This window comes from Streptomyces sp. HUAS TT11, assembly GCF_051553595.1.
Classification (GTDB): domain Bacteria; phylum Actinomycetota; class Actinomycetes; order Streptomycetales; family Streptomycetaceae; genus Streptomyces.
In genome coordinates this window covers 999,131-1,017,030 of sequence record NZ_CP196184.1, presented here as the reverse complement: position 1 = coordinate 1,017,030, position 17,900 = coordinate 999,131, and the positions used below count along the sequence as shown (strand labels likewise).

General features: G+C 69.9%; 14 protein-coding genes and 2 pseudogenes. 13 read left to right on the top strand and 3 right to left on the bottom strand.

All coding sequences use genetic code 11. The features are described 5' to 3' along the window. Nucleotides 1-85: 85 nt before the first annotated feature. Nucleotides 86-1,144 carry a PP2C family protein-serine/threonine phosphatase gene (locus ACSHXN_RS04825; protein WP_356292388.1) on the bottom strand — a complete coding sequence of 353 codons (1,059 nt, stop codon included), beginning with the start codon at nt 1,142-1,144 and terminating at the stop codon, nt 86-88. A gap of 334 nt (nt 1,145-1,478) precedes the next feature. Between ACSHXN_RS04825 and ACSHXN_RS04820 the strand changes: the two genes are divergently transcribed. Together ACSHXN_RS04820 and ACSHXN_RS04815 are read left to right on the top strand one after the other, a co-directional pair. Further along, complete coding sequence (locus tag ACSHXN_RS04820) at nt 1,479-2,378, top strand: LysR family transcriptional regulator (protein ID WP_355137933.1); 900 nt, start codon at nt 1,479-1,481, stop codon at nt 2,376-2,378. A 274-nt stretch (nt 2,379-2,652) separates the two neighbouring features. Continuing rightward, nucleotides 2,653-3,405 carry an SDR family NAD(P)-dependent oxidoreductase gene (locus ACSHXN_RS04815; protein WP_355137931.1) on the top strand — a complete coding sequence of 251 codons (753 nt, stop codon included), beginning with the start codon at nt 2,653-2,655 and terminating at the stop codon, nt 3,403-3,405. Between the two features lie 607 nt (nt 3,406-4,012). On the opposite strand, the gene ACSHXN_RS04810 is transcribed toward ACSHXN_RS04815, so the two are convergent. Together ACSHXN_RS04810 and ACSHXN_RS04805 are read right to left on the bottom strand one after the other, a co-directional pair. Beyond that, a complete protein-coding gene (locus ACSHXN_RS04810; protein ID WP_355137929.1) occupies nt 4,013-4,309 on the bottom strand; it encodes a hypothetical protein in 297 nt (98 codons plus the stop codon). Between the two features lie 385 nt (nt 4,310-4,694). Then, nucleotides 4,695-5,300 (bottom strand): TetR/AcrR family transcriptional regulator, encoded by a 606-nt coding sequence (locus tag ACSHXN_RS04805; RefSeq protein ID WP_355137927.1) that lies wholly within the window; start codon nt 5,298-5,300, stop codon nt 4,695-4,697. Between the two features lie 618 nt (nt 5,301-5,918). Here ACSHXN_RS04805 and ACSHXN_RS04800 point away from each other — a divergent pair. The 11 genes and pseudogenes from ACSHXN_RS04800 to ACSHXN_RS04750 all read left to right on the top strand — a co-directional run bounded on the left by ACSHXN_RS04800 (nt 5,919) and on the right by ACSHXN_RS04750 (nt 17,855). After that, nucleotides 5,919-7,214: a Dyp-type peroxidase gene (locus ACSHXN_RS04800; protein ID WP_356110259.1), complete on the top strand. Its 1,296-nt coding sequence runs from the start codon at nt 5,919-5,921 to the stop codon at nt 7,212-7,214. A 79-nt stretch (nt 7,215-7,293) separates the two neighbouring features. Next, entirely contained in the window at nt 7,294-8,346 is a 1,053-nt protein-coding gene (locus ACSHXN_RS04795; protein WP_438302704.1) for a beta-propeller fold lactonase family protein, read from the top strand. Nucleotides 8,347-8,714: 368 nt separating this feature from the next. Continuing rightward, complete coding sequence (locus tag ACSHXN_RS04790) at nt 8,715-8,804, top strand: potassium-transporting ATPase subunit F (protein WP_189308987.1); 90 nt, start codon at nt 8,715-8,717, stop codon at nt 8,802-8,804. Then, a complete protein-coding gene (gene kdpA / locus ACSHXN_RS04785; protein WP_355137921.1) occupies nt 8,804-10,492 on the top strand; it encodes a potassium-transporting ATPase subunit KdpA in 1,689 nt (562 codons plus the stop codon). Before ACSHXN_RS04790 ends, kdpA begins: the two co-directional genes overlap by 1 nt. 79 nt (nt 10,493-10,571) lie before the next feature. Beyond that, nucleotides 10,572-12,650 (top strand): potassium-transporting ATPase subunit KdpB, encoded by a 2,079-nt coding sequence (kdpB, locus tag ACSHXN_RS04780; RefSeq protein WP_355137919.1) that lies wholly within the window; start codon nt 10,572-10,574, stop codon nt 12,648-12,650. Nucleotides 12,651-12,743: 93 nt separating this feature from the next. Further along, the gene (locus tag ACSHXN_RS04775) at nt 12,744-13,277 is read left to right on the top strand and encodes a potassium-transporting ATPase subunit C (RefSeq protein ID WP_355800090.1); all 534 of its coding nucleotides are present in this window, start codon (nt 12,744-12,746) and stop codon (nt 13,275-13,277) included. 56 nt (nt 13,278-13,333) lie between these two features. Continuing rightward, nucleotides 13,334-14,605, top strand: a complete 1,272-nt coding sequence (locus ACSHXN_RS04770) for a universal stress protein (protein WP_355137915.1) — start codon at nt 13,334-13,336, stop codon at nt 14,603-14,605. Beyond that, nucleotides 14,596-16,107, top strand: a pseudogene (locus ACSHXN_RS04765) (ATP-binding protein); the annotation flags it as partial. The gene ACSHXN_RS04770 and the pseudogene ACSHXN_RS04765, both read left to right, overlap by 10 nt. 38 nt (nt 16,108-16,145) lie before the next feature. Further along, nucleotides 16,146-16,421, top strand: a pseudogene (locus ACSHXN_RS04760) (response regulator); the annotation flags it as partial. 18 nt (nt 16,422-16,439) lie between these two features. Beyond that, the gene (locus ACSHXN_RS04755; RefSeq protein WP_356110416.1) at nt 16,440-16,844 is read left to right on the top strand and encodes a response regulator transcription factor; all 405 of its coding nucleotides are present in this window, start codon (nt 16,440-16,442) and stop codon (nt 16,842-16,844) included. 321 nt (nt 16,845-17,165) lie between these two features. Further along, nucleotides 17,166-17,855 carry a response regulator gene (locus tag ACSHXN_RS04750; RefSeq protein WP_438302703.1) on the top strand — a complete coding sequence of 230 codons (690 nt, stop codon included), beginning with the start codon at nt 17,166-17,168 and terminating at the stop codon, nt 17,853-17,855. The last annotated feature ends 45 nt before the right edge of the window (nt 17,856-17,900 follow it).

Below are 17,900 nucleotides of genomic sequence, written 5' to 3'. Positions count from 1 at the left end.
TGCGGGGTCGTTCGCCCACGGCGGGCGGATCCCCGGCAGCCCGCGGCCCCGCTCACTCCCGCGCATTCGAGGTGTTCGCCGCACGTCACAGGCGCCGTGACGTGGGAAGGACGCGGGGTCGCACCGGCGACTCGTCCCGCTCCAGCACGATGAGGGCCATGTCGTCCGCGTGGTACCCGCCCGAGAACTCCCTGAGGTCCTCGCGGATAGTCTGTACGAGCCTCTCCGGCCGCTGTTCGGTCCAGGCGGTCAGTCGCTCCGCCAGCGGGTAGAAGGCGCCTTGTTCGTTTCGCGTCTCGCTGACTCCGTCGGTGTACAGAAGCAGCCGGTCACCCGGGGTGAAGCGGAAGGTGACGGGCGTGTGGGAGGACTCGGCCAGAGCTCCGAGCCCCAGCGGGGGAGCGGGATCACGGACGTCGATGGGCACGACGGTGCCGTCGTGCAGCAGGAGCGGAGGCACGTGGCCGAAACTGAACAGGCGGGCCCGGGGCTCATGGTCCGGGATCTCGAGGACGGCGGCCGTCACGAAGCGCTCCCCGGGCCACTCCGCCGTCTCGGGGCCGGACGTCTGCGCCAGGTCCCACCGCACACTGCGGTCCAGGGCGGCGACCAGGTCGGACAGGGTGGAGTACTGGTTCGCACCGAAGCGGAACGCGCCGAGGACCGCCTGGATGTCGCCGATGGCGTCGAGCCCCTTCCCGCGCGCGTCGCCGATGATCAATCTGGTGGCCCCGGCCGTGCGGACCAGCGCATAGAGATCGCCTCCGATACGGGCCTCGGCCTCCGCGGCCACATAGGTGGAGGCCAGATACACCGGTCCTGAGCGCCGTGGCAGCGGGCGCATCAGTACGGCCTGTGTGGCCTCCGAGACCCGGCGGGCTCCGGCCAGTTGGCGCTGCTGCTGCTCTCTCACCCGGGTGACGATCAGGAGCAGAAGCGAGAACAGCACCAGGGAGAGCAACTGCACCAGAACGTTCTCGGTGGTCAGTGCATGCCGCTCGGCACCCGCGGCGATGAGTGCCGCCACGGCGAGTGCGGCGAGGGCGGCCGTCCGGCGCGTGTCCGCGAAGGCCGTGGAGAGCGCGAGCGGGACCACGAGGAGGTAGGCGAGATGGATGTCCGGCGGAAGGAACAAGTCGGCCACGGGGACGGCCACGATGGGGACGGACCACAGGGCAACCCACCTGTACCCCCGGCTGAGGGTGGTGGGACTGTTCGTCGCCAACGGCGGCCGGCGCTGCATCCTGCTCCTTCGTGGGTGCACCCGACGGGCGGACTGCCCCGCGGGACGGCCCGCCGACGTCGACGGACCGCGAGTGACCACTGCGGGGCGGCTGGTTACCCCGCCTGGTGCTCCCTATAACCTCTAGAATCCGAAAATTCATGGCTAGAGGGTTATTCATTGTGCCGATACGGCATATAAGGGGAGCTTCTGGCCGTGGTGGCTCGAGTGACCGCTCCCGTGGTGCGATGGCTGCATGGAGTTGCGGGAGTTGCACGCCTTCGTGGCCGTGGTCGAGGAAGGCGGCTTCTCGGCGGCGGCCCGACGGTTGCACGTCAGTCAGCCGGCACTGTCCCAGACGGTCAGCGGTCTGGAGCGTCAGCTCCGGGTGAAGCTGCTGGTGCGCAGCAGTACCGGCGTACGTGCCACCGACGCGGGGGCCGCCTTGCTGGGGGAGGCGCGTGCGGTGCTGGCCCGGCACGATCAGGCGTTGCGCAGGATGGCACGGTTCGCCGGCGGGGGCGGCGGTGTGCTGCGGATCGGTATTCCGCTGGAGTTTCCTTCGCGACTGCTGACTCCCGCGCTCGGCGAGCTGGCGGAGGCCTGTCCTGACACCCGTGTGCAGGTCCGGCATCTGTCCACGACGGAGCAGCTGTCCGCGTTGCACGACGGCGAACTCGATGTGGGTCTGCTGCGGGAGCGGCCGATCGGGCAGGAGTTCGACGCGATGCTGGTCAACAGAGAAGAACTCGGCGTACTGCTGGCCGCGCCGCAGGCGGCCGAACTGTCCGGACCGGAAGGGATCGCGCTCGATGCGCTGGCGGGTCTGGAGTGGCTGGCCTTTCCCCGGGCGGACAGTCCCGCCTGGTACGACGAGCTGACCGCGATCCTGCGCAGCCACGGCCTGGACCCGGGGGCGCAGGCGCCGGAAGGGCAGCGGCTCATCGCGGAGGTGAAACTCGCGGCCGTGAGCGCGGGACGGGCCTTCGCGCTCGCTCCGCCGGACTGGCCGCACCCGATTCCCGACAACGTGGCGTGGTCGCCGCTGGCCGGCCATCCCATCGTCCGCCGGACGTGGGCCGTGTGGCCGGCCGCCTCCCGCCGCCAGGATCTGGGGCGCCTGATCGCCGCGTTCGAGCAGCCGTCGCCGAGCTGACGGCCCCCGGCGGCGCGGTCGCATCGCCGCAGTGCCGGCGCGGGGGCCGTCGTCACCGTGCGGATCGGACCCGGGGAATACCGGCTGTCCTGCCGGGGAAGTCGCGGAATCCGCGAGGGCAGAACCTTTCTCTTTGGCCGCCATAACCGATCCCTCTGGCCGCAAGTGGTCGGGAATCCGTGCTGTGTGATGGCATGGGCCCATCGCAAATCAGGCGGTTTTGCCGGGCCGGGAAATCACGGCTCGGGGATCCGGAACAACGAAAGGCGTCGTCATGAATTCGTTGCCCCTCGCGGGAAACGTCGCGCTGGTGACCGGCGCGACCAGTGGCATCGGGGCCGCGACCGCGCTCGCATTGGCCGAGCAGGGAGCCCATGTGCTGGTCGCGGGCCGCGACGAGCTGCGCGGTGAGGCCGTCGTGGAGACCGTCCGGGAGCGGGGCGGCAAGGCGGACTTCGTCAAGGCGGACCTCCGCGGCGCCGAGTCGGCGCGGCAACTCGCCCGCCGCGCCACCGAGCTGGGCGGCGGCCGGGTGGACATCCTGGTGAACAACGCGGGGATCTACCCCTTCAAGCCCACCGACCGGTTCACCGAGGAGGAGTTCGACGCCGTCTACTCGCTGAACGTCAAGGCGAAGTTCTTCCTGGTCGCCGAACTCGCACCGCGTATGGCCGAGCGCGGCAAGGGCGCGATCGTCAACGTGAGCACCATGGTGTCCGAGTACGGCGTGCCGGGAATGGCCCTGTACGGCTCGAGCAAGGCCGCGGTGAACCTTCTGACCAAGTCGTGGGCGGCCGAGTACGGGCCCAGCGGGGTGCGGGTCAACGCGATCCTCGTCGGCCCGACGAGGACGGAGGGAACCGAGTCGATGGGGGACGACCTGGCGGGCCTCGCGGCGCAGGCCCCGGCCGGTCGGCCGGCTTCCCCCGAGGAGATCGCCGCGAGCATCGTCTACCTCGTGGGTGACGCGGCCGGTTTTGTGCACGGCGTCGTGCTTCCCGTCGACGGCGGTCGCACCGCGGTGTGAACCCGGGTGACGCCGGTTTGCCTTATGCAGATGGAATACCCCGGGTCCGGACTGCGCCCGGACCTGACTCTTCAGGAATCCCGGTCGCGAGAGCGGAATCGTGCGGAGTTCCGGCTTTCGGGTAAGGCCGAATAGAGGTGGCCCGCGTTCTGTCACGGCGTGCAGACGCGCCATTTCAATGCTTCGCCCACGACGCGGAGACGTCGACCGAACCCTGCCCGAAAAGGCGCGCATTCATGGTCGACGGTGGGGCGACGGGATCGAGTGCAGCGTCTGCATCGCCGTTGCCGCCCTGGCGATCGCCGCGACCGGTCCAGGCCGCGACGGCTCTGGACCGGTTCTTCCGGTGGGGCGAGGGCGACTGGGCCGGCGCGCCCTCGGAATCGGTGACACCGCCTCCGCCGTCGTCCTCGCGTCGTGAGGCGGCCGTCGGCGGCCGGTGACGGCCGGAGGTTCCTCGCCCCGGCCGTCCGCTACGGGCACGGGCCGCGGGCCGCACCGGCGTCACCCGGCATGCGGCCCCGCCGCCCGGTCCCGGCGCGGCACCGGTTGCGTGCGCGTGGTGCGGAGCCCTGGTGCACGGACGGCCGTCTCGCGCACGGCAGGATCACGGGTCCAGGTCGTAGGTGCGGACGAAGCTGTGCGGGTCGTTCCAGCGTCCGGCGGTCGCGGCCGACCAGTCGGGCTCCCAGCCGGGACGTATCCCGCGTGCCACCCAGCCGTCCGGCCGCATGCGCGGGATCTCGAGTCCGGCCCGCCGCGCGGCGACGGCGGCGGCGTAGACCTCCTGCGCGAGGCGCAGCGCGTTTGCGGGGCTGTGGGCTCGGCCTGTGAAGACGTGCACTCCGCGGAGTCCGTCGCCGTTGGTCGTCGGGACGTCGACCTCGTAGACCGCCAGGGTCATGACGTCGATCTCCTTTCGTGGTGGTGGTGCCGGCAGGCCCGCCGCGGTCGCCCGGCCGCCACCGGAACGGTGGCGTGCGTGGGACGGGCCGCCCTGCGGTGACAGCGACGGCCACGGCGCCGGCGTCCTTGCCGTGGCCTGCTGCGATCACTTCGTCCGAGGGGCCGGGCAGCGCCTCCGTGGGCGGCAGTGCCGCCCACGGCGTGGGCTCGGCCTAGCGGCGGTGAGGCGTCCTCGCTCGCGCGGTTCCGTCCCCGGCGGATCATGGGGGAGACCTCAGGTGCGGTGCTGCCCACCCTCCTTCTGAAACTGAACGTTTCGTTTTCCATCCCTGTCAACGTTCGGGAGACGGGCACAATTCCCGTTAGGGTGTCTAATTTAATTTTTATGTAGTTTCGTGTGGGTTCATCCGGTTCAGTCCGCTCAGTGCGACGCGGACGACCTCGTCAGCCGCCCGCTCGTCCAGGGGTGCGTGGCCGGCCAGCATCCGGTACACCAACGGCCCGAAGAAGAGATCGAGAGCGACGTCCGGGTCGACGTCGTCACGCAGTTCGCCCCGTAGGACGCCGCGATCCCAGATGGCCCGCACCACGCCCCGCCGGGAGGTGACGAGCCGCCCGAGCAGATCCGAAGCCTCCGTCGGATCACTCTGAGCCTCCGCCAGCAACTGTGCGAAGATCCGCCCGATCGGGCTCGCGTAGAACCGTGCCGTGCCGCGCACCGTGAGTCGGAAGTCCTCGGCCGCCGAGCCGGTGTCCGGGTCCGGTGACTCGGCATCCATCTGCGACAGGAAGGCTTCGAGGGCGACCGCGTACTTGTTCGGCCACCACTTGTAGATCGTCGCCTTGCTGACTCCGCTCAGGGCGGCGATCCGGTCGGTCGTCGCCGCGCGCAGTCCACCTTGCTGCAGCAGTTCGCCGCACGCGGTGAGGACGGCCCGCCGCGCCGGCTCGCTGCGTGGGCGACCCGCCTTCGGGACCTGAGCGGTCATGATCCTCCTCCGTCGTGTGTGGCCACGGCCGGCGTCGTCCGGCAGGGGTGCTCTGCGCCCCGTCCGGCACCACTCCATCGCCGCGGCGCCGACCCTGTCGGAGAGCCACCCGGTGCCACGGTCTCTCCACCGGGCGGGCGCACCGCCGAAGGACCCACGACACCCGCCCGCGGACGCGGGTCGCGGGCTACCACGCGCGCGGCGTGCACGATGTCCGCCGCACACGCCGCGGGAGACGGTCCGGCATCATCATCGTCCACGGACTCCGGACCCGCCCGTCCCCGTCGCTGGGCGGTCCGGCGGGCGGCCCCCGGTCGCGTCGTCCTCGGCAGGGCCCGCAGAACGACGCGGACGGCGGACGGCACCGGGACGGGCCGGGTGGCCGGCGCGCTCTTCGGGACAGGTGGGCGCCCTCACCCGCATGGGCGCCTCCCGAGTGGCCCGGGTGCACGGCGCCGATATGTTTCGACTAGCGAGCACCCGCGCGATCGAATCCGCAGGTCAGGCCCTGATCGGTGCAACCGTGAACCGTTGCGCCGCCCGCTGTCCGGCCGACTCCGCTACATCCACCGGGTCATCGGCGCGGTCCGCCGTCCGCCCCTACCCATGAGGACCACCATGACTGAGGAAAGTTCCCCGTCCGTTGAGCAGGAGCGGAGCGGCGACGGGTGCCCGGCAGACGTCTTCGCCCGGCGGTCGTTCCTCCACGCCACCGCGGCAGGTGTCGCGGGAGCGACGGCGGGAACCGTCCTCGGTGACCGGGAGGCACAGGCGGACACGCCGGGCGCGGTCGCGGCGCGGGCAGGTGCGGTTCCCTTCGAAGGTCACCACCAGGCGGGCATAGCCACCCCACCCCAGCAGGACGCGATATTCCTCTCCTGCGACGTGACCGCCGACGACAGCGACGGGCTCACCGATCTGTTCCGCACGCTGACCGACCGGGCCCGCTTCCTCACGACAGGCGGAACACCGCCGAAGGTGCCGCCCGACTCGGTGCCCTCGGACAACGGGATCGTGGGACCGACGGTCGAGGCGGACAACCTCACCCTCACGTTGTCACTGGGCGCTTCCCTCTTCGACGACCGCTACGGACTCGCCTCGCGCAAGCCGGTCCAGCTCGTCACCATGGAACCCTTCCTCCACGACGAACTGAGCCCCTCGATCTGCCATGGCGACCTGCTGATCCAGATATGCGCCGACCACCGCGACACCACCGTGCACGCGCTGGTCGACATCCTGAACAGCACCAAGGGCGCCATGAAGCTGCGTTGGCGTCTCGACGGCCGGCGCAATCCGCCACGCCACGACCGGTTCCGCCGGGACTGGTTCGGTTTCAAGCACGGCATCACCAATCCGGACACCGCGAACGCCGGCCGGATGGACCAAGTGGTCTGGACGCAACCGAAGTCGGCGGAACCGGCGTGGGCGGTGGGCGGCACGTACCACGTCGTGCGCATCGTCCATTTCTTCATCGACGCGTGGCAGAGGGTGCCCGTCGCCCAGCAGGAGCGGATCTTCGGGCGGCGCAAGGTGAGCGGTGCGCCCGTGTACGCCGCGTCCGACGACGCCTCGGACCGCATGGTTCCCGTGTACACCAATGACCCGCAGGGCCTGCTCACACCGATCAACTCGCATATCAGGCTGGCCAATCCGCAGACGCCCGAGACCGCGTCCACGAGCGCCCTCCTGCGGCGGGGCTACGACTACGACCGCAGCCTCGACGCGCGCGAACTCGACCTGGGACATGCCTTCGTCTCCTTCCAACGCGAACTCGGCACCTACATCGCGATGCAGACCCGGCTGGAGGCGGAGGCGCTGGTGCCCTACATCAGCCCCCGCGGCGGCGGCTACTTCTTCGCGGTACCGGGTGTGCGCGACGAACACGACTACTTCGCCAGCGGTCTGCTGACCTGACGGATGTCACCGCACGGCCGAACCGGGACCGCCCGGCACGGGCACGGCCGAACCACCAGCGACACGCACAGGAGGCGCGATGTTCCCTGCCCTGCGGACCCGAGCCCGCCGCGCCCCCGGAAGGGGCCGCGGAGGACGCCGGCCGGCCCTCGCGGTCGGCGCGGCCGTCCTGCTCACCTCCTGCACATCGGCCGCCCCCGGTGGTGCGGTATCGGAGTCCGGGCCACACGCGGCCGCGGACCGGGCGGCAGGCGGCCGCGTGTACGTCACCAACCATTTCGACAACACGCTGTCGGTGATCGACGCCCGCAGCAACAAGGTCGTCGCCACCGTGGACGCGGGGATGGCGCCCGAAGGCATCGCGGTCAGCCCCGACGGTTCGCGGGTGTACATCGCCGACAACGGCGCGGCGCGGATCTCGAAACTCGACACCCGAACCAACAAACTGACCGGCACCGTTCCGGTGGGAAACAACCCGACCGATGTCGGCGTGAGCCCTGACGGCCGGTTCGTCTATGTCACCAACGGGGGCTCGAACAGCGTCTCCGTGCTGGACACCCGGACCGATCAGGTGACGGCGACCGTCGCGGTCGGCAGTTCCCCGGCGAGCGTGGCCTTCAGCCGGGACGGAGCAACCGCCTATGTGGCGAACCTCGGTTCGGGGAACCTGTCCGTCATCGACACCCGTACGGTCCGGGTCACCCGCAACGTCCCCGCGGGCCGTACACCGGCGGGTGTCGCCCTCACCCCCGACGGTGAGTCGGCCTACGTCGCCGACGAGACGGCGGCGAAGGTGCTCGCGATCAACATCAGGACGGAGGAGATGACCGCGGTGCCGGTGGGCGGTGCCCCCTTCGACGTGGCGGTCGCCCCGGACGGCCGGACCGCCTACACGGCCGATATCGGCCCGGGCAGCATCTCCGTCGTCGACATCGGCGGCCACCGCGTCGAGACGACCGTCGCCGTGGGCACCCCCGGCACCGATCCGTTCGATATCGAGGTCACCGACCACGCGGTGTACGTCACACAGCCGGGAGCGGATGCGCTCACCGTCATCGACCCCCGGACCCGCAAGGTCGTCGCCAGGATCACCGTCGGCAACAGCCCCTACGGCGTGGCGGTGAGCCCCTGACGAACGCGGGGAAGGGCGGCCCGGGTCCGCCGCCCGTCCTTCGCATCGCGCACCACCGATCGAGCCGGCCGCCGGTTCCGCCCTCGCCGCGGTCCGGCAGGCCGGCTCCCGCCTGCTCGACGGCTTCGCCGCCGCACTCGTAGCCGCGGGCCGCGGGGGCCCGCGGCCGTCTCGGGCCACGCCGATCCGACCGCCTCCGGCGGGTTCTTCAGCCCGTTCACCCTTTTTCCACCGGGCGGGCCGGTGCTTTCACCGCGCTGCTACCGGTGGCGGAGCCACGCTGCATCCGTGGCAGATATCTGGGTTGTGATCGGAATCGTCGGTTTCCTGGCCGCAATGCTCGGCCTGATTCGGTGCTTGGAGCGAGTGTGAGCGCGACTGACGTCCTGCTGTTGGTTTTGTCGTTCGTCATGTTCATCTATTTGGGCGTGGCGCTGTTCAAGGCGGAGCGATTCTGATGGCGTTCGCATGGACCATCGTCGTGATGGTCGTCGTCCTGGGGCTGTGCTGGCGGTTCCTGGGGTCGTACATGGTCGCGGTGTACGAGGGGCGTTCGCGCTGGCTCTCGTGGCTGGAGCGGCCGATCTACCGTGCGCTGAAGGTGTCACCGGAGTCGGAGCAGACGTGGCAGCGCTATGCCGCGTCCGTGGTCGGCTTCACGGCCGTGGCGCTGCTCGTCACCTACGGCATCTTCCGGCTTCAGGGGTCTTTGCCGTTCAACCCGCAGCACTTCGGCGCGGTGCGGGCGGACACGGCGTGGAACACGTCCGTGTCGTTCGTGACCAACACGAACTGGCAGTCGTACTCGGGTGAGACGACCATGTCCTATCTGTCGCAGATGGGATCACTGGCGGTACAGAACTTCCTGTCCGCCGCGGTCGGAATGGCGGTCGCGATCGCGCTGGTGCGCGGGTTCGCCCGCAAGGGATCGCCGACGATCGGCAACTTCTGGGTCGACCTCGTCCGCGGCACGGTCTATGTGCTGCTGCCGATCGCGTTCGTGGCGGCGCTCGTGTTCATCGGACAGGGCGCGGTGGAGACGCTGGCCGGTGCGGCGCCGATCCACAACGAACTGAACGGTGTCAGCCAGGTGCTGGGGCGCGGCCCGATGGCCTCGCAGGAGGTCATCAAGCAGCTCGGCACGAACGGCGGTGGCTTCTTCAACGCCAACGGTGCCAACCCGCTGGAGAACCCGACCGGTCTGACGAACCTGATGTCGGTGCTGCTGATCCTGTGCATCCCGGTCGCGTTCACCTACGTGTTCGGCAAGATGGTGTTCAGCACCCGCCAGGGACTGGCGATCCTTGCCGTCATGACGGTGCTGTTCGCCGGCTGGCTGACGATGGCCGCGGTGGCCGAGCACCAGGGCAGCCCCGCCATGGCCGCCGCCGGTCTCAGTGACGCCGGCATCGGAAACATGGAGGGCAAGGAGACCCGGTTCGGGGTGCTGTCCTCGTCGCTCTACAACGTGACCTCGACGCAGACCTCCACGGGATCGGTGGACTCGGCGGCGGACTCGTACACACCGATCGGCGGGTTCGCGATGCTGACCGGCATGATGCTCGGCGAGGTCAGCCCCGGCGGTGTCGGGACCGGTCTGTACGGCATCCTGCTGTTCGCGGTGATCACCGTGTTCATCGGCGGCCTGATGGTCGGACGGACACCGGAGTACCTGGGCAAGAAGATCCAGGGCAAGGAAGTGAAACTCGCCGCCCTCGGTGTGCTGGTCATGCCGATCACGGTGCTGGTGCTGACCGCGATCGCCGCCGCGATCGGTGTCGGACGGGCCGGGCCGCTCAATGCCGGGCCGCATGGTTTCTCCGAGATCCTCTACGCCTACACGTCGCAGACGAACAACAACGGTTCCGGGTTCGGCGGTCTCAGCGCCAACACCCCCTTCTACAACATCACCGGCACCGTCGGTCTGCTGCTGGGCAGGTTCGGGATGATCATCCCGGTGCTGGCGCTGGCCGGCAGCCTGGCCGCGAAGAAACCGGTCGCTGCAGGGCTCGGGACCTTCCGCACCGACAAGCCGATGTTCGTGGGCCTGCTCACCGGTGTGGTCCTCATCGTGGGCGCGCTGACCTTCCTCCCGGCCCTGGCACTCGGCCCGCTGGTCGAGCAGGTCAGCCACGGACTCTTCTGAGGCGTGTGGATCCGGTGCGTGCTGAATGCGTAATCCCCCTGTCACCGCGGTCATTGCGCGTGTGGAAAGGAATGCTGTGATGCAGGACGTTCATGTCCTTGACAAGTCGGCCGCGGGGCCAGGTGCACCCGACGGGCCGCGCGGCGTGGTGAACCGGCGCAGCCTGTTCGACCGGCAGATCCTGCGGCAGGCCGCGGTGGACTCGGTCCGCAAGCTCGACCCACGCGTGCAGATCAAGAACCCGGTCATGTTCGTGGTGCTGATCGGCACCGTGGTCACCCTGATCGAATCGATCGCTCACCCCGGCGTGTTCACCTGGCTGGTGACCGTATGGCTGGCGCTGACGGTGCTGTTCGCCAACTTCGCCGAGGCGATGGCCGAGGGCCGCGGCAAGGCACAGGCCGACACCCTGCGCCGCACCCGAACCGAGACCGACGCCCGCCGGCTGGCGGCCGACGGTACCGAGGAGCGTGTCGCGGCCGGAGATCTGACCACCGGTGATGTCGTGGTGTGCGAGGCCGGGGACGTCATCCCCTCCGACGGCGAGATCATCGAGGGCGCGGCGTCGGTCGACGAGTCGGCGATCACCGGCGAGTCCGCACCCACGATCCGTGAGTCCGGCGGCGACCGCTCCGCGGTCACCGGTGGAACCCGGGTGCTCTCGGACCGGATCGTCGTGCGCATCACCGCCGAACCGGGACAGACGTTCCTGGACCGCATGATCCATCTGGTCGAGGGGGCCAAGCGGCAGAAGACCCCGAACGAGATCGCGCTGGCGATCCTGCTCGCCGCGCTCACGATCATCTTCATCCCGGTCGTGGTCACCCTGCAGCCGATGGCCAGTTTCTTCGGCACACAGGTGTCGGTGGTCATCCTCGTCGCACTGCTGGTCTGCCTGATCCCGACCACCATCGGTGCGCTGCTGTCCGCGATCGGCATCGCCGGCATGGACCGGCTCGTGCAGCGCAACGTGCTCGCGATGAGCGGCCGCGCCGTCGAGGCCGCAGGTGATGTACAGACCCTGCTGCTGGACAAGACCGGCACCATCACCCTCGGCAACCGGATGGCGTCCGCGTTCCACCCGGTCGGCGACCACAACGAGGCCGATCTGGCCGAGGCGGCACAGCTGGCCTCGCTGGCCGACGAGACACCGGAAGGACGATCGATCGTCGTCCTCGCGAAGGAGCGCTGCGGGCTGCGCGAGCGTGACCTGGGCCCGTCCCACACGTTCGTCCCGTTCACCGCGACCACCCGGATGTCCGGGCTGGACATCGCCGACCGGCGCATCCGCAAGGGAGCCGCGGACGCCGTCAAGCGCTGGGTCGGCGAGCAGGGCGGAACCCTGCCGCCGGAACTGGACCCGATCGTCGAACGGGTCGCCAAGGCCGGTGCCACCCCCCTGGTGGTCGCCGACGGCCCCGAGGTGCTCGGCGTGATCGAGCTCAAGGACGTGGTCAAGCAGGGCATCGCGGAACGGTTCGCCGAGTTGCGCGCCATCGGCATCCGCACCGTGATGATCACGGGTGACAACCCGCTCACCGCGGCCGCGATCGCCCAGGAGGCGGGCGTGGACGACTACCTGGCCGAGGCGACCCCGGACAGGAAGATGGAGCTGATAAAGGCCGAGCAGGAAGGCGGGAAGCTGGTCGCGATGACCGGCGACGGCACCAACGACGCCCCCGCCCTCGCACAGGCCGACGTCGGCGTGGCGATGAACACGGGCACCACGGCCGCGAAGGAGGCCGGCAACATGGTCGACCTCGATTCCAACCCGACCAAGCTCATCGAGGTCGTCGAGATCGGCAAGCAGCTGCTGATCACTCGCGGTGCCCTGACGACGTTCTCCATCGCCAACGACATCGCGAAGTACTTCGCGATCATCCCGGCGCTGTTCCTCACGACGTTCCCGCAACTGCACGCGTACAACGTCATGGGTCTGCACAGCCCGACCTCGGCGGTGCTGTCCGCGGTCATCTTCAACGCGCTGGTGATCGTCGCGCTGATCCCGCTGGCCCTGCGCGGCGTGCGGTTCCGGGCGACCGGCGCGACGGCGATCCTCCGTCGCAACGTACTGATCTACGGCGTCGGCGGGCTGATCGTCCCGTTCATCGGGATCAAGCTCATCGACCTGATCCTGACCGCCCTGCATGCCTACTGAGACCCGTATGCCTACCAACAACCGCACCTCAAGAACTGCATTGCCCAAGTCGCGCGCAGCGCGGCACCGGATGGGATTCGTCATGGAGTTGTCATGCTGTGGGTGAACTTGCGGCGGGGCCTGATCGTCTCGGCCATCTTCTTCGTCCTGCTCGGGCTGGCCTACCCACTGGCCACGACCGGCGTCGGACAGGCGCTGTTCCACGACCAGGCCGACGGCTCGCTCGGCAGGAACGGATCGGCCCTGGTCGGCCAGCAGTGGAAGGGCGCGCAGTGGTTCCAGGGCCGTCCCGACGGTGACGACCCGACCGCGACCGGAGGGTCCAACCTCGGCCCCCGCTCGAAGGAACTGGTCGACACCTACAAGAAGCGGGCCGACGCCCTGGAGAAGCAGGGCGTCACGCCCTCGGCTCACCTGGTCGCCGCGTCGGGCAGCGGGATCGACCCCGACATCAGCCCCGAGGCCGCCTACGCCCAGGTGAATTCGGTCGCGGCGGCTCGCCACCTGTCCGATGACCAGGTGCACGCTCTGGTCGCCGCGCATGTCCAGGGGCCCCAGTGGGGCTTCCTCGGCGCGTCCCACGTCAACGTCCTCGAACTCAACGAGGCGCTGGCCGGGCTGCGGTAAGCCGCATGCCCATGTCCGCAGACAGCCCGCAACGGGCCGCACCCTCCGGAGACCACATGTCCCAGCCGGCTGAAGCGTCGACGCCGCAGCGAGGCAGTGACGTGCCGGTCGCCGCCACGGGACGGTTCCGCGTCTATCTGGGCATGGCGTCCGGGGTCGGCAAGACCTACGCGATGCTCGACGAGGCCGCCCGCCGGGCTGCCCGCGGATGTGACGTCGTGGCCGGGATCGTGGAGACCCACGACCGCCCGGCCACGACGGCCGGGCTCGCCGGCCTGGAGGTGGTCCCGCCGAAGACGGTCGCCTACCGGGGCGCCCGGTTCGCCGAGATGGACCTCGACGCGATCCTCGCCCGCAGGCCCGAGCTGGTGCTCGTCGACGAGCTCGCCCATTCGAACGTGCCCGGCTCCGGGCGACACGAGAAGCGCTGGCAGGACGTCCTCGAACTGCTCGACGCCGACATCAGCGTGATCGGCACCCTCAACACCCAGCACATCGAGAGCCTGGCCGACGCCGTCGAGGCGATCACCGGCACCCGGGTACGCGAACGCATCCCCGACGCGGTGCTGGCCCGGGCCGACCAGATCGAGTTGGTCGATTCGTCGCCCGAACAACTGCGCAGGCGGATGCTGCACGGCAACATCTACCCGGCCGAACGCATTCACCCGGCCCTCAACGGCTTCTTCCGGACCGAGAACCTGACCGCGCTGCGCGATCTCACCCTGCGCTTCCTGGCCGGTGAGACCGATGACAAGACGCTCGCTCAACTGCGCCGCACCGCGGCCGGCCGTTCCCGTGACGCGGCGGAACGGGTCCTGGTCGGGGTCACCGACGACCCCGGCACGGAGACGGTGTGGCGCCGGGCCGGCCGTATCGCCGCCGGCCTCGCGGCCGATCTGTACGTGGTGCACGTCCACCCGAGCGAGGTCCTCGGACGGCAGCGGACGGTGGCGCTCCAGCCGATCAGGCAACTGACCGAACAGTCCGGCGGCACCTGGATCGAGATCGAGGACGACGATCCGGCCCGGGCGATCGTGCGAGCCGCCGCCGAGCACGGCGCCACGCACATCGTGCTCGGACCCAGCCGCCGCAGCCGCTGGCTGCATCTGCTCGCCGGAGGCTCCACCGTCCGGCGCCTTACGCGACTTGCGGGCGACGCCGGTATCGACGTGCACATCATCGCCCGCGCCACGACCCCGGCAGTGGGCGGGTCGCACGTCGGCCACGCGTCGCCGGAGGGGGGCGTCGTCCCGACGACCGCGTCCGACCAGGGAAAACCGGCGGGGACGATCCGGTGGCAGGATGGCTGGAGGACAAAATGTCGATGACCGGCCGCCGAATCCAGCACACGAGAGGAGCCCTCACGACCGAGACCGCACGCCGCAAACTGGCAGGGTCGCTGGCCGCCCTGGCCTGTATGGCCGTGCTCACCCTCGCCATGCTGCCGCTGCGGCCGCACATGAGCATCGCGACCACAGCCCTGGTGCTGGTCGTGCCGGTCGTCGTCGGCGTCACCACAGGCGGTTTCTTCGCGGGTGCGCTCAGTACCGTCTGCGGCTTCCTGGTCTACGACTTCTTCTTCATCCCGCCCTATCTGACCCTGGACGTGGGCGCGAGCGAGAACTGGACCGCTCTGGGCATCTACGTGGTCGTCATGCTGCCGGTAGCCCGGGTGGTGGCGGGCATGAACGTGGCCAGGGCCGCGGCCAGGCAACGCGGCCTACTGGTCAGACGGCTGTTCGATCTGTCCACCCAGCTCGTCCAGGACCGGCCGCTGCCCGAGCTGCTGCACGTCATCGTCAACGCACTGGCCGATGTCCTCGACGCCGGCCATGTCGCGCTGCTCCTGCCCGTCGGCGACGATCTCCGTGTCGCCGCCACCGCCGGCGACGACCTCGACCCGGCCGAACTCCAGCGACTGCACCCGAAGCCCGGACAGGTCACCAACCTCGATCTGCTCGCCGCACCGACCGGCCAGGGACGCAAGGGCGAACCGGTGCAACTGGCACTCGTGGCCGCCGGGCGCCCCATCGGAATGCTGGCGATCACCGGCGTCACGATCACCGAGCAGCAGCGCGAACCGCTGCTGCTGTTCGCCAACCAGATCGCTCTCGCCGTCGAACGCGCCCAGCTGCGGGAAGAGGCGCTGCGCGCGCAGCTGACCCACGAGGTCGAGCAGCTCGCGCGCACGCTGGTGGCGGCCGTCTCCCACGACCTGCGCAGCCCACTGGCGTCGATCAAGGCGTCCTCCTCGGTGCTCGCCGACGCCGCCCTCGCCCCGGCCCTGAACGACACCGCCCGGGGGGAGCTGGCCCGGCTGATCGACACACAGACGGACCGGCTTGCGGCCCTGGTCACGAACCTTCTCGACATGAGCCGGGTCCAAGCCGGTGTCCTTCATCCGCGCACCAGCCTGGCCAACGCGAGCGATCTCGTCACCACCGTCCTGCGGGACCTGCCCGGCGCCCCGGCACGGCGGATCATCACCGACATCGACGCGGACCTGCCGCTCCTCGACGTCGACACCGTTCTCATCGGCCGGGTGCTCACCAACCTTCTCGACAACGCCGCCCGGTACGCCCCACCCGGCACGCCCATCACCATCCGCGCCTTCCAGGACAACCCGGCCACCGTGACCGTCTCGGTCGCCGACCGCGGCCCCGGCATCCCGCCGGGCCGGCGGGACGAGGTCTTCGGTTTCTTCTTCCGGCGGCAGAACGACACCGGGACCGGACTCGGACTCGCGATCGCCAAGGTCTTCATCGAAGCCCACCACCAGAGCATCTGGGCCGACCGGAACCCCGGCGGCGGCGCCCGCTTCACCTTCACCCTGCCGGTCGCGACCGGCCTGTCCGAGGAGAACACACCGTGGCCACCGTCCTCATCGTCGATGACGACATCGCGCTGCTCGCCGCCTGCCGAGTCGGCCTCGAAGCCCTGGGCCACCAGGTCCGCACCGCCGAAACCGGCCAGGACGGCCTCGCCGCAGCCGCCGTCCACGCCCCCGACGTCATCGTGCTCGACCTCGGACTGCCCGACCTCGACGGACTCGACGTCTGCACCCGCATCCGCACCTGGACCGACCGGCCCATCATCATCCTGTCCGCCGACAGCTCCGAAGACCGCAAGGTCGACGCCCTCGACAACGGCGCCGACGACTACATGACCAAGCCCTTCGGCATGCGTGAACTCGACGCCCGGCTCCGCGTATCCCTGCGCCACCATGCGGCCGACGCCGATACCGACCACCTGACCGAGCTCACCGCCGGTCCGCTCACCCTCGACCTGGTCCACTACCAGGCCACCTACCACGGTCAGCCGCTCGATCTCACACCGAAGGAATTCGACTTCCTCGCCTACCTCGCCCGGCACGTCGGCAAGGTGTGCACTCGCCGCATGATCCTGGAGAACGTCTGGGGCCCGGCCTACGCCGACGAACAGCACTATCTGAAGGTCTACGCCTACCGCATCCGCAAGAAACTGCACGACGAGGCCGGTCGGTTCCTGCAGAACGACCCCTCGGTCGGCTACCGGCTCACCGTCGAACCCGCTGCCACGTCCGGCTGACGCCCCCGTTCACCCGCCGTCGTCCGGCGTCCACGACCCGCACGGCAGCGCGACTGTGCGGGCGAGCCGGGCCCGGGAGCGGAGCGGCCACCGGCCCGGGTGCCGCGGGGCCGGCAGGCGTCGCGTGCCGTTTTCGGCCGGGCGGCCGGCACGCCCGTACGGAGCGGCCCCGGCCTCGCCGGGACCAGGAGCGGAACGCTCAACCAGCCCTGAGGACACCTCCGGAGGTGGATCGACATGGTCCTCGCCCTTCCCGCCGCCGGTGAACCGGGAACCCCCCGGGAAGCCGCCGACGGAGCCCACAGACGAAATGACGCCACAATGACCCGCATCCTGGTCGTCGACGACGAACCGCAAACAGTCAAGGACCTGCAGTTCAACCTCCAGGCCGACCGCTACACCGTGGACATCGCGGCGGACGGCCGTCAGGCGCTGGTCGAGGCCATCGGCAACCCGCCCGACGCCGTCATCCTCGACCTCGGGATGCCGCAGATCGAAGGCCACCGGGTGATCCAGGCACTGCGCGCCTGGAGCCAGGTGCCGATCATCGTCCTCTCCACTCGGTCCGACGCCGACGACAAGGTGGCCGTTCTCGACGCGGGCGCCGACGACTACGTCACCAAGCCCTTCGCGATGAAGGAACTCCTCGCCCGTCTGCGGGCGGTGCTGCGCCGGCGTCCCACGGAGGAGCCCTCCCGCACGGTCGTGCACATCGGGGAGTGGACGATCGACCTCAACAGCTCCACCGTGCGCCGCGCGGGCGCCGACGGCGACCGGCTGCGGCTCACCCCGACCGAATGGAGCATCCTCGAGATGCTGCTCCGTCACCCCCCGGGCGAACTGGTGACGAGCCGGCAGATCCTCCGGCACGTCTGGGGGCCGGGGACCGAGAACAAGACGCACTACCTGCGCATCTACTTCGCCAGTCTGCGCCGGAAGTTGGAACCCGATCCGGCCAGTCCCCGGCACCTGCTCACCGAACCCGGCATGGGCTACCGCTTCGAACCGTGACCGCACACCGGGACGGTCGCGCACGCCGGCTGCCCGGCCGTGCGC

Bases quoted from the DNA above. Each gene is read 5' to 3' on its own strand.
- ACSHXN_RS04810 (WP_355137929.1), bottom strand. From the start codon at position 4,309: ATGACCCTGGCGGTCTACGAGGTCGACGTCCCGACGACCAACGGCGAC.
- ACSHXN_RS04770 (WP_355137915.1), top strand. From the start codon at position 13,334: ATGTCCCAGCCGGCTGAAGCGTCGACGCCGCAGCGAGGCAGTGACGTG.
- ACSHXN_RS04800 (WP_356110259.1), top strand. From the start codon at position 5,919: ATGACTGAGGAAAGTTCCCCGTCCGTTGAGCAGGAGCGGAGCGGCGAC.
- ACSHXN_RS04775 (WP_355800090.1), top strand. From the start codon at position 12,744: ATGCTGTGGGTGAACTTGCGGCGGGGCCTGATCGTCTCGGCCATCTTC.
- kdpB (WP_355137919.1), top strand. From the start codon at position 10,572: ATGCAGGACGTTCATGTCCTTGACAAGTCGGCCGCGGGGCCAGGTGCA.
- ACSHXN_RS04755 (WP_356110416.1), top strand. From the start codon at position 16,440: ATGACCAAGCCCTTCGGCATGCGTGAACTCGACGCCCGGCTCCGCGTA.
- ACSHXN_RS04815 (WP_355137931.1), top strand. From the start codon at position 2,653: ATGAATTCGTTGCCCCTCGCGGGAAACGTCGCGCTGGTGACCGGCGCG.
- ACSHXN_RS04750 (WP_438302703.1), top strand. From the start codon at position 17,166: ATGACCCGCATCCTGGTCGTCGACGACGAACCGCAAACAGTCAAGGAC.
- kdpA (WP_355137921.1), top strand. From the start codon at position 8,804: ATGGCGTTCGCATGGACCATCGTCGTGATGGTCGTCGTCCTGGGGCTG.
- ACSHXN_RS04795 (WP_438302704.1), top strand. From the start codon at position 7,294: ATGTTCCCTGCCCTGCGGACCCGAGCCCGCCGCGCCCCCGGAAGGGGC.
- ACSHXN_RS04820 (WP_355137933.1), top strand. From the start codon at position 1,479: ATGGAGTTGCGGGAGTTGCACGCCTTCGTGGCCGTGGTCGAGGAAGGC.
- ACSHXN_RS04805 (WP_355137927.1), bottom strand. From the start codon at position 5,300: ATGACCGCTCAGGTCCCGAAGGCGGGTCGCCCACGCAGCGAGCCGGCG.